Genomic DNA, 9775 nt, shown 5'->3' on the forward strand with positions numbered 1-9775 from the left:
GCGGGGCCTTCCCCGTCCGCCATGCCGTATGGGTCGGGCATGGGCGGCTGCGACGGCGGGGGCGTTTCCATGATGCCGTCGATATCATCCAGCGCGCGTGCGATGGCCGCGATATCCGCATCATCAAGCGTCCCGCCACGTTCCATCAACATCGACAGGCGGTTTTCCACCGCGTGGGCCACATCTTCCACCGCCGGGATTTCAACCGCGCGCGCCGCCCCCTTCAGCGAATGCATGCGGCGAAATATCTCCGCCAGCGCAGGGACGGTATCGCACCCTGTATTCAGCAGGCCGCGGATGACACGCAGGTGGTCGCGATATTCCGCGTCAAAAACCGCCAGCAGTTCCTGCCTGAGATCGACCACAACCGGTGTCAGGTCCGATAGCGGGCGGAAATCGCCAGCAACTGCTTCGACAGCTTGCCAAGATTACTTGCCGATGCCTCAAGGTTGCGCGTGCCGCCCGATGTCTGCTGGCTGGCCTGGCGGATGCTCTGCAACGCGGTCATGACCTGTTCGATGCCAAGCTGCTGCTGGTTGGTGGAGGCGACGATCTGCTGGAACGCATGGACACCTTCCTCAATCCCGCCAGTCATGCGTTCGATCGTCTTATAAGCGATGTCGGTGCGTTCACGCCCGGCGGAAACACGCTTGACCGCCTCTTCCGTCAACATCACCGAGGTGTTGATGCCGCGCTGGATGTCACCAAGGATGGAACGTACATTCTGCGTCGCATCGCGCGACTGATCTGCAAGGATCTTCATCTCTGCCGCGACCACAGCGAAGGAACGCCCGTGTTCACCCGCCGCTGCCGCCTCGATCGCGGCATTGAGCGCAAGCAGGTGGGAGCGTTCGGACAGGTCGTTGACCGTGGTGATGATCTCGCTGATCGCTTCGGTCCGTTCGGACAGTGCGACGATGTTCGACGCCACGGCCTCGGCCCCGTCATGGGTGCGCGCCATCGCGCGGGCCGTCTCCTCCACGGCCTCAAGCCCGCTGGCGGAACTGTGGACGATCACCTCGGCGGAGGAGATCACCTCACGCGCGCGCTTGCTGATCTGTGCGCCGGAATGGGTGATCTGGTCCACCGTGGCCGCCGTTTCCTGGATGGCGGCGAACTGTTCCTCCACACTTGCGGCCTGCTGCTGGGTGGAGGCGCGGATATCCGCCACGGCCACGTCCAGATCACGCGTGACCTCCCCGCTCTGGCGTGCGATTTCACGCAGCCCGTCGATCATGCGGTTCAGCCCGGCGGCAAGGCGCGCCACCTCGTCACGATTTTCGCCCATGTCGCCCACCTTCGCACGGGTGGCAAGGTCGCCCTGCCCCACGCGTTCCATCACATGCATGATGGAGGCCAGCGGTTCCATGATCGAGCGCCGTGTCCAGAACGTCACGATCAGGGCCACGATGACCGCAACCCCCAACCCGATGGCCAGCGAACGGCGGCTGTAGTCATATGACGCGCCCCCCTGCGTTTCCGCAACGCGCACCCCACGGTCCAGCAGCGAGGCCGCCTGGCTGACAAGCTGGTCGATCTCTTTCTCCCGGCTTTCGATCCGGCCGACCTGTTCGCGCACCATCTGCTGGTCGCCCGCACGCATTGCATGGAACAGCGCGCCGACCGCGCGTTCATCCACCAGCACCTGCTGCGCGATTTCACGCAACTGCCCCGATACGGTGGCGAACATGTCGCGCTGGTCTGTGGACTGGGCCAGGCGCTGCGCCTCGTCCGCGCCGGCGGTGACGCTGCTGAGCAGTTCGTCCGCCTGATGGGCGCGTTCATCCCAGTCGGAAATGGCGTCATCCAGCGCGCCGGGCGCATTTTCGTAATCATGCGCGTAATAATGCGCGACAATCGCAAGCCGTCGCGCCGCAAGGTCGGTTTCATCCACGCGGATCAACGTCAACTGCCGATAGACCGTAAGGTCACGTGTAACGATGATGGTCATTTCATCGCGGACGTCACGGATCTGTCCCAGCGCATAGACGCCAAGCGAGACCATCAGCAGGACGCCGACCATGAAGCCGAACAACAGACGGTTTGCAATCGTCACGACAGGCTACACTCCGGAATAGCGGACGGAAAAAAGACGGACCGGGTCCAGCACCACGACATGCCGCCCGCCAGGCAGCACGGCGGTGGGAAAGCCAGATGGCAGGACGGATGGTGCGGTGGCGGGAATATCCATAACGCCTCTGGCATTCCCCGCAAGCAGCGCGATGCGCGCAAGCGGCACAGAGGACACCGAACGCAGCAGGATCATGACCCCCGGGTCAGGCTGCGCCCCCTCCTCAAGCAGCATGGCAAGGTCAAAGACGGTATAGAGATCGCCCTGATAGCCATAGACGCCGCGCACACTGGCGGGACAATCGGCGCGGCGGGGCATGTCGCTCCATGTCGGGTCGGTCACACGCAGCACGGCGTCGAGGTCGATGCAGCATTCGCGCCCCCCCACATCCAGCACCAGCATGCGCCGCCCCGGCGAGGGCTGCGCGGCGGCGCCATCGCGCCGCGCGGCAAGCAGGGCGGCGCGTTCGGCAAGGATACGCCGTGCGAAACGCTCCTGCCCCGGCCCGGCCTGCACGCCATCCGGTGGGGGGACGGCGCCGTCATGCGCATGATCCGACATCACGCCAGCCCCGATGCGATGTCAGGCAATGCGGCCAGCAGCCCCGCATCGTGGTTTTCCTTGTCCTGCAATATCCGCAGCAGCCCCCCCGCCGTCAGGCCACCGCCCCCTTCGAGGACATGCGTCGCCGACAGGCACAGCGCCAGTTCGCGGGCCTGCGCACGCAGGCGGCGGGCCTCCTGCGCGGCACCTGTCCCCTCCAGCAGGTGCGCGAGATAGCATCGCGCCATCACATGGCCCCGGCGCAGGTAGATCACGCGGCGGAATCCCTCCACCGCGCCCTCATGCTCGCCCAGCGTCAGCAACAGGACGCCCAGCATGAAATAGACCCCCACCGCCATGGGCGCGCGGCGCAGGTACTCACGGCACATCCCCACCGCACGACGCGGCGCCCCGCCGTCGGCAAGCTGGCGTATCGTGCGCAGGATGCCTGCATCCCGACTGCCCGCGTCCCTGTCCTGTAATGCCCTGTCTGGTAATTCCCTGCCTTGTAATTCCCTGTCTGGCGTTTTCCTGTCTGGCGCTTTGCTGCCTGCCACCTCCCTGCCGGCTTCACCCGCCGGGTCATTACGGGCCGGGCCGGATGAGATGGGGGTGGGAAATGAAGGTGCAGGACGCGATGGACGCACGGGACGACAGGGAATGGGCGATGACAGCGGCGCGAACCCTGCAAGGCCTGCAACACCCGTGAGGGCCGCCATGGGACGCTGTTGCGCGGGGGCACCCGCCGGCATGTCCGCCGCCGCCCGCGCACGAAAGGCCATTGTGCCCGGCAGGCGCACAGGCTGCATGAAGCTTTCGAAATGTTCCATCGGTTCGGAATGCCCGACCAGCATCCACCCCCCCGCCGTCATGCGCTGCGCCATTTCACGCACCAGCCGCGCGACCTGCACAGGATCGAAATAGATCAGCACATTGCGGCACAGCACAAGGTCGAACGGCCCGGCCGGCCCGCGTCCGTGCGGCAGGTCCATGATATTGGCGTGGCGGAAGCGCACCATCTGCCGGTAGCAGTCTTTCAGCCGCCATGTCCGTCCCTCCACCACCGGGACGAACCATTCCGCGCGCTGGCGCGGTGTCAGGTCACGCAGCGCCCACCAGCCGAATTCCGCCTGCCGTGCCTGCTCCAGCGCGCGGGTGCTGATATCGGTGCCCAGGATTTCGATGGTCCACCCGTCCTCCCCCCGGCGATCGAGCAACTGTTGCAGCACGATCGCAAGCGAATAGGGTTCCGCCCCGTTGGAGCACCCGACACTCCAGATCCGCAACACGCGCACACCCCGCAGCCGCGCCAGCAGTTCAGGCAGGATCGTGGCCTCCAGCGCGCGGAACTGCTCGGCATAGCGGAAGAAGAAGGTCTCCCCGATGGTGACGGCGGATTCCAGTTCGCGCCATTCGGCAGCGCCCAGCGCCTCGTCATCAAGATGTTCGAGGTAATCGAGATATCCCCGGCATCCCAGGGCCGACATGCGCGCGGCGACGATCTTTTCCAGCAACGCCGGCTTGTCGGTATAATAATGCAGGCCGGTTCGCGCGGTAATCACGGAAATGACCCGTCGCAACCCGGCGCTGACCTCAGACATCGCGCGCCCCATTCGCAGTCCATAACGCTGCGCGCTGTTCCTCGCGCGCCATCAGCTGCGCCAGCCTGAGACGTTCGCCCTGCCGCAGCACGCCATCCATCTCCATCACGAAAGCGGGTGGTTCGCCTCCGCGATCAATCTCGCCGACAATACAGCCTCCCGCCATGCGATCAATACCGGCCGGGCGGATCGCATCGGCGCGCACCTCCATGACATCCATCACCCGGTCCACCAGCAACGCCACCCATCGCCCCCCCACATCCCGGCACAGCAGCAACGGGCGATACAGCAGGTCCGCAGCATGCAGCACCGCAGGCGGGCGCACCCCCATCAGCACCGCAAGGTCGATGACCGGCACGCGCGCATTCCCCAGCCAGAACCATCCCGGCAGGTGCGGCAGGTCAAGCGCAAACGCAGACAATGCCGGGGCGGGAATGCATTCATGCACATCCCCCACCGGCAGGGCATGCGCCTGCGCGCCGATGCAAAAGACAACCATCGCGCGCATCCCCGCCCCCTGCACGGGGACATCGTGGCCTGATCGCAGGCCGTATCCCATATCCCGGTTTCGTGGCACGTTGCTATCCGTTTCCATGCGTCGCGTTGTATGTGTACAAGGCAGAAGTTTGCATTTAACACAAGCCGTCGCTACCTCGGGCAGGAATGCGTTCCCGACAGGCCGGGCGGCGCATCGCACCTGCATGCCGGAGATATCTGATAATGGACACCCCCTTTTCCAATACCGCCCCCACCACCGGACGTCCTGCATGGGTGAACATCGTCCGCGTCGCGGTGTGGTCCGTGTGCTATTTCGCATTTTATTTCGTGCAACAGGTTGCCGAACTGGTGGCGCCGCTGCTTCTGATCGTGGGCATCGGATGGAGCGCGCTGCCGCACCTGATGGGGATCGTCAGTTCCTCATCCGAAGCCGGCGACCCGCAGGCCCATGATGTGATCGTGCGTGTCTCCCACGCCATTCCCGACCATCTGAACCTCGGCAGTCACCTGCTGACGCCGTCCTCGCTCATCTTTGACGGGCTGGCGCTGATGGCGGCGGCGGCCCTGTGCGCGACACTGTCGGCCGTTTCGGCGCGCAGCATGTAAACAGGCGCCCCATGTTCCGGTTGCAAGACGTCAGCTACCTCTATCCCTCGGCACAGAAGGGGGCTGCACTGAATCATGTCAGCGTGGCCGTATCACAGGGGGAGTTCCGCTGGCTGCTCGGGCCATCGGGCGCGGGCAAGTCGAGCCTGCTGCGCCTCCTTGCGCTGGATGCGCGTGCGTCATCAGGAATGGTGGAGGTGCTGGGCGTGCCGGTGATGCAGGCGCGACGGGGCGTGATCGCCCGCCTGCGCCAGCGCATCGGCGTGGTCTATCAGGATTTCCGGCTGCTGGATGACCTGTCGGTGTTCGATAACGTGGCGTTGCCACTGCGCCTGCAGCTCCGCCCTGAAAGCGAGATCCGCCATGAGGTCAACGCCATCATGAAATGGGTCGGGCTGGGGTCGCGCATCGACGCGCTGCCGCCACAGCTTTCGGGGGGGGAACAGCAGCGCGTGGCCATTGCGCGCGCCGTCATCCACCGCCCCGCCCTGCTGCTGGCGGACGAACCGACAAATGCACTTGATGACCGGCAGGCCACGCGCCTGATGACCATGTTCCACCGTCTTGCGGAACTGGGCACCACGATTGTCGTGGCGACGCATAACGATGCGCTGGTACGCAAATATCCCGCCCATGCGATCGAACTGATGCAGGGCTACCTCGTGCAGGAGGGCTGAACGCATGGCCCTGTGGCCCGGCACGCGCCGCCGCGATGGCCTTGCCCTGCGGCAGGCCATCCCCGACCGGCTGCTGCCCTTCCTTGTCGGGGCGATGGCGTTCCTTGCCGCACTTGCGCTTGCCGGGGGGATCGGGGCGCATGCGTTGTCGGTGCGCTGGACCCATGGGGCGGGCGCGGTCGTGACCGTGCAGGTGCCACAGCCCGATGACCCGGCCCTCCCTGCACCGGGCACGGGCATGAATGGCGCAGGCATGAACGGCGCGGCCATGGCGGCGGGGACGACACGGATACAGGCCGCGATGGCCACCCTGTCGGCCGGGGCCGATGCGCAGGCGGTCCATCGCCTGACGGATGGCGAACTGCGCAACCTGCTTGCCCCATGGATCGAACAGGGCAGCGACCTTGTCCTGCCCATGCCCGCCGTGATCGAGGTGCATGCCCGCGACACACGCCACCTGCCCGATACCGTAATGCAGGCATTGCAGGCGCGCGTCCCGGGCATCGTGGTCGAACATGACAGCATATGGAGCGACCGCCTCGCCGCGCTGGCCGACAGCCTGCAGACCTGCGCACTGCTGGCGATCTTCATCGTCATCGCCGTGTCGGCCATCGTCATCATGGCCGCGACGCGCGCGGGCCTGCAGGCGCGCAGGCGGGCCATCGACCTGATCCATTCCCTTGGCGCGACAGACGGCTATATCGCTGCACGTTTTGCGTGGCGGGTGGGTGCGCTGGCGCTGGTGGGCGGGACATGCGGCAGTATCCTGGCCATGCCGGTGCTGGTCGTGCTGTGCCTTCTGGCCGCGCCGTTCAATGGCGCGGACATGCCCGACATGCAGTCGGTGTTCACACCCGCCGCATGGAATGCCGCATCCGCGACACAGGTACTGGGCGTGCTTCCGCCCTCGCTTCTTGCGATGCTGGGGGCGCTGCCGGTGGGGGCCGCCGTCCTGGGGTGGGTCACGACGCAGATGACGGTGCGGGCATGGCTGCGGCGCCTGCCATGAAACCGGAACCGCACGCGCGACGCCGCCATGCCGTTTCGCTGGCGCTGGGGGTCGTGTGTGTCCTGATCATGTCGTGGGCGGCGGGGCTGGCATGGTTTGTACGCGATGCCCGCCGTCCGCCCCGCATGCCCCCACCCTGCGACGGCGCGGTTGCCCTGACGGGGGGACAGGGACGGATCGAGGCATCATTGCAACTGATGGCGCAACACCGTGCGCGCCGGCTTCTCATCTCCGGCGTGGACCCGCACGCCACACTGGGGGATTTCCTGACACGCGCGCCACGGGTCCTGCCGCTGGAGGTCTGGTTGCGGACCACGCTGGGGCGACAGGCGACCTCCACGCTGGGCAATGCGGATGAAACGGCGCAGTGGGTGCGCGCGCAGGACATCCATTCCCTGATTGTGGTGACGGCGGGATATCACATCCGTCGCGCCATGATGGAAATTGCCCGCGCGGCGCCGGGTGTCACGCTTTATCCCTTTGCGGTGCAGCCCCCCGCACTGCTGCACCCACGGCGCCTTGCGACATGGCGGCTGCTGGTGGTGGAATATGATAAATGGCTGCTTGCCTGTATTGATACCGCGCGCTGGACCCGCCCGGTGCATGGCCTGATCCATCATGACGACATCCGGCCCGCCACATCCCATGCCGTGACGCCGTGATGACCCGGCAGGCCGGGCACCGGACGGGGCTATCTTGTTTCTTGTCTTGGGGGGGATTTTCTGGTGTTACAGGGCGGCGCGGTCACCGTGCCGCGCCTTTGTCGCAGGATGTGATGGGGCATCCTGGACAGGCCTGCCAATGAAACACCCCATGTTTTCAGGTTCTGGGTTTTCAGGTTCTGGACCACCAAATGCTTGCCCGTTCAAAGCGTCTTGAAAAATCTTTATCAAAGATCCTGTCCGAATCCAGGCCGCCTTTTTCAAACTGCCCCTTTCAAACTGCCCCAAGGGATTCCGCCTGACATGACGTTCGTGCGCGCCTGCATCTTCAATGTCTATTTCTTTGTGCTGACGCTTGTCATGGGGATCGTGGCATTGCCCATCCGCATATTCGTCCCGTCATGCGCGCTGTCCTATGCCCAGGCATGGACGCGGCTGACGGTCAAAGGACTGCAACGGATCTGCGGCATCCGCATCGTGGTCAGCGGGCGTGAACATCTGCCCGATGGTCCGTGCCTGCTGGCGTGCCAGCACCAATCCGCCCTTGATACGCTGGTATGGATGAACCTGGTGGAACGCCCTGCCTATGTCATGAAAAGCGAACTGACGCGCATCCCGCTGGTTGGGCCGATGTTGCTGCTGACGGGGATGATCCCGGTGGAACGCGCGGGCGGGGCCAAGGCATTGCGTGCGCTGCTGGCGGCGACGGACAAGGCGCGCGACGACCATCGCCAGATCATCATCTTTCCCGAAGGCACACGCATGCCGCCAGGCAGGATCGGGAAACTGCATCCCGGCATCGCGGCCATGGCCGCGCATTCGGGCCTTGCGGTTATTCCGGTTGCGACGGATTCCGGCCTGCGCTGGGGACGCAACGCCTTCATCAAACGTCCGGGCACCATCCACATCGTGCTGGGACCGCCCCTGGCCTGCACCACGAAACGCGCGCAGATCCTGCCGGCCATCGTCACGGCGTGGGAAACCCTGTCACGCGACAACGGCCTGCCGTTATTGACGCCGCCACCTGTGGATAATTCTGTTGAAAACAGCGTAGCAACATCCCCGAAGCCGTAGAAAACCGACAATGGTTTCGTCCCCATGGCCCATGCCCATACCACCGCATGCAGCCGGGACGCAGGGTCCATGCACCGAAGCCAAAGACGCAGAATGCTGTTTTTCAAACGGATTTTTGGGATATATCCGCTGTAATACGCCTGTCATATATGCCCGTCCACCAGCATGGTGGCAGATGCCCCCTGTAATGGCGGTCATGTGGATAAACGCGCTTTTCCCGTCTGGATGCCAGATTGCGGACGGAATATGATCCCACGCACGCCAACGCGATCAGGCCCGGATCATTTCCGGGCCACGGCATACGCGGCCGCCTGCCTACCTGTTGGAAATCGTGCCGCCATCACGCACGAACTGGGTCTTGCCTACATCTGAGAAGGCTGTTCCCGACATGATGACATGCGACCCCGTATCCTGTGCGCAAATGGCCGCAGCCTTGTGAAAGCCTGAAATGGTGCAGCCCCTGACGCTGGCCTGCCCCCGTTCCTTCACCCATATCGCATGGCTCAACCCGTCACGCAGGCGGCAGGCCTCCAGCGTCACCTGCGCGCCGGTTGCCATGGTTACCTGGGGGCGTTTCTCCGCACTGCCGATCAGTTCACATTTCGTCAATGCGACCATGGCCTTGGTCTCTCCATAAATCTGCTGCTTACCATCGCGCAGGATCGTGCCCGACAGGATCACTTTCGATCCGTCATCATGTGCGTGAATGGCCGTAGCCTCGTGAAAGCCGGAAATGGTGCAGCCCGTAATACTGGCCTGTCCCTGTTCCTTCACCCATACGGCATTGCTCAACCCGTCACGCAGGTGGCAGGCCTCCAGCGTTACCTGCGCGCCGGTTGTCATGGTCACCTGGGGGTATTTCTCCGCACTGCCGATCAGTTCACATTTCGCCAACGCAACCATGGCCTTGTCCTGTCCATATACTGGGCGCAGGCCCTCGCGGAGGGTCGTACCCGACAGGATCGCTTTCGATCCGTCATCCTGTACGCTAATGGCCGCAGCCTTGTGAAAGCCTGAAATGGTGCAGCCCGTGA

Annotated in this window: 11 protein-coding genes; 5 read left to right on the plus strand and 6 right to left on the minus strand. The window is 64.6% G+C overall.

Annotated features, from left to right (window positions below; all coding sequences use genetic code 11):
* The 5 genes from B7G66_RS11730 to B7G66_RS11750 all read right to left on the minus strand — a co-directional run.
* The coding region (locus B7G66_RS11730) for an Hpt domain-containing protein (RefSeq protein WP_048859214.1) at positions 1-365 on the minus strand (365 nt) is incomplete at its 3' end.
* Between the two features lie 8 nt (positions 366-373).
* On the minus strand, positions 374-2056 hold the full coding sequence (locus tag B7G66_RS11735) for a methyl-accepting chemotaxis protein (protein WP_003620917.1): 1683 nt from the start codon (positions 2054-2056) through the stop codon (positions 374-376).
* A gap of 6 nt (positions 2057-2062) precedes the next feature.
* Positions 2063-2632, minus strand: a complete 570-nt coding sequence (locus B7G66_RS11740; protein WP_003620919.1) for a chemotaxis protein CheW — start codon at positions 2630-2632, stop codon at positions 2063-2065.
* Positions 2632-4215, minus strand: a complete 1584-nt coding sequence (locus B7G66_RS17425) for a CheR family methyltransferase (RefSeq protein WP_231106218.1) — start codon at positions 4213-4215, stop codon at positions 2632-2634. The genes B7G66_RS11740 and B7G66_RS17425 overlap by 1 nt, the downstream gene beginning before the upstream one ends.
* Positions 4208-4792, minus strand: coding sequence for a chemotaxis protein CheW (locus B7G66_RS11750; RefSeq protein ID WP_159107963.1), 585 nt, complete (start codon positions 4790-4792; stop codon positions 4208-4210). The genes B7G66_RS17425 and B7G66_RS11750 overlap by 8 nt, the downstream gene beginning before the upstream one ends.
* A gap of 143 nt (positions 4793-4935) precedes the next feature.
* Here B7G66_RS11750 and B7G66_RS11755 point away from each other — a divergent pair, with 143 nt between their 5' ends.
* The 5 genes from B7G66_RS11755 (at position 4936) to B7G66_RS11775 (ending at position 8741) form a co-directional block, all read left to right on the plus strand.
* Positions 4936-5319: a hypothetical protein gene (locus tag B7G66_RS11755; protein WP_003620925.1), complete on the plus strand. Its 384-nt coding sequence runs from the start codon at positions 4936-4938 to the stop codon at positions 5317-5319.
* Positions 5320-5330: 11 nt separating this feature from the next.
* On the plus strand, positions 5331-5996 hold the full coding sequence (locus B7G66_RS11760) for a cell division ATP-binding protein FtsE (protein WP_003620927.1): 666 nt from the start codon (positions 5331-5333) through the stop codon (positions 5994-5996).
* Between the two features lie 4 nt (positions 5997-6000).
* Positions 6001-7005: a cell division protein FtsX gene (locus tag B7G66_RS11765; RefSeq protein WP_003620929.1), complete on the plus strand. Its 1005-nt coding sequence runs from the start codon at positions 6001-6003 to the stop codon at positions 7003-7005.
* Positions 6984-7667: a YdcF family protein gene (locus B7G66_RS11770; protein ID WP_003620931.1), complete on the plus strand. Its 684-nt coding sequence runs from the start codon at positions 6984-6986 to the stop codon at positions 7665-7667. Before B7G66_RS11765 ends, B7G66_RS11770 begins: the two co-directional genes overlap by 22 nt.
* Before the next feature lie 303 nt (positions 7668-7970).
* The gene (locus B7G66_RS11775; RefSeq protein WP_003620933.1) at positions 7971-8741 is read left to right on the plus strand and encodes a lysophospholipid acyltransferase family protein; all 771 of its coding nucleotides are present in this window, start codon (positions 7971-7973) and stop codon (positions 8739-8741) included.
* Positions 8742-9056: 315 nt separating this feature from the next.
* On the opposite strand, the gene B7G66_RS11780 is transcribed toward B7G66_RS11775, so the two are convergent.
* Positions 9057-9775: right-handed parallel beta-helix repeat-containing protein (locus B7G66_RS11780; protein ID WP_048859215.1), on the minus strand; the 719-nt coding region annotated here is incomplete at its 5' end.

Source organism: Novacetimonas hansenii JCM 7643 (assembly GCF_000964405.1).
Taxonomy (GTDB): Bacteria; Pseudomonadota; Alphaproteobacteria; order Acetobacterales; family Acetobacteraceae; genus Novacetimonas; species Novacetimonas hansenii.

Excerpts from the sequence above, each read along its gene's own strand:
- B7G66_RS11740 (WP_003620919.1), bottom strand. The coding sequence starts at position 2,632 with ATGTCGGATCATGCGCATGACGGCGCCGTCCCCCCACCGGATGGCGTG.
- B7G66_RS17425 (WP_231106218.1), bottom strand. The coding sequence starts at position 4,215 with ATGTCTGAGGTCAGCGCCGGGTTGCGACGGGTCATTTCCGTGATTACC.
- B7G66_RS11755 (WP_003620925.1), top strand. The coding sequence starts at position 4,936 with ATGGACACCCCCTTTTCCAATACCGCCCCCACCACCGGACGTCCTGCA.
- B7G66_RS11760 (WP_003620927.1), top strand. The coding sequence starts at position 5,331 with ATGTTCCGGTTGCAAGACGTCAGCTACCTCTATCCCTCGGCACAGAAG.
- B7G66_RS11765 (WP_003620929.1), top strand. The coding sequence starts at position 6,001 with ATGGCCCTGTGGCCCGGCACGCGCCGCCGCGATGGCCTTGCCCTGCGG.
- B7G66_RS11770 (WP_003620931.1), top strand. The coding sequence starts at position 6,984 with ATGGCTGCGGCGCCTGCCATGAAACCGGAACCGCACGCGCGACGCCGC.
- B7G66_RS11775 (WP_003620933.1), top strand. The coding sequence starts at position 7,971 with ATGACGTTCGTGCGCGCCTGCATCTTCAATGTCTATTTCTTTGTGCTG.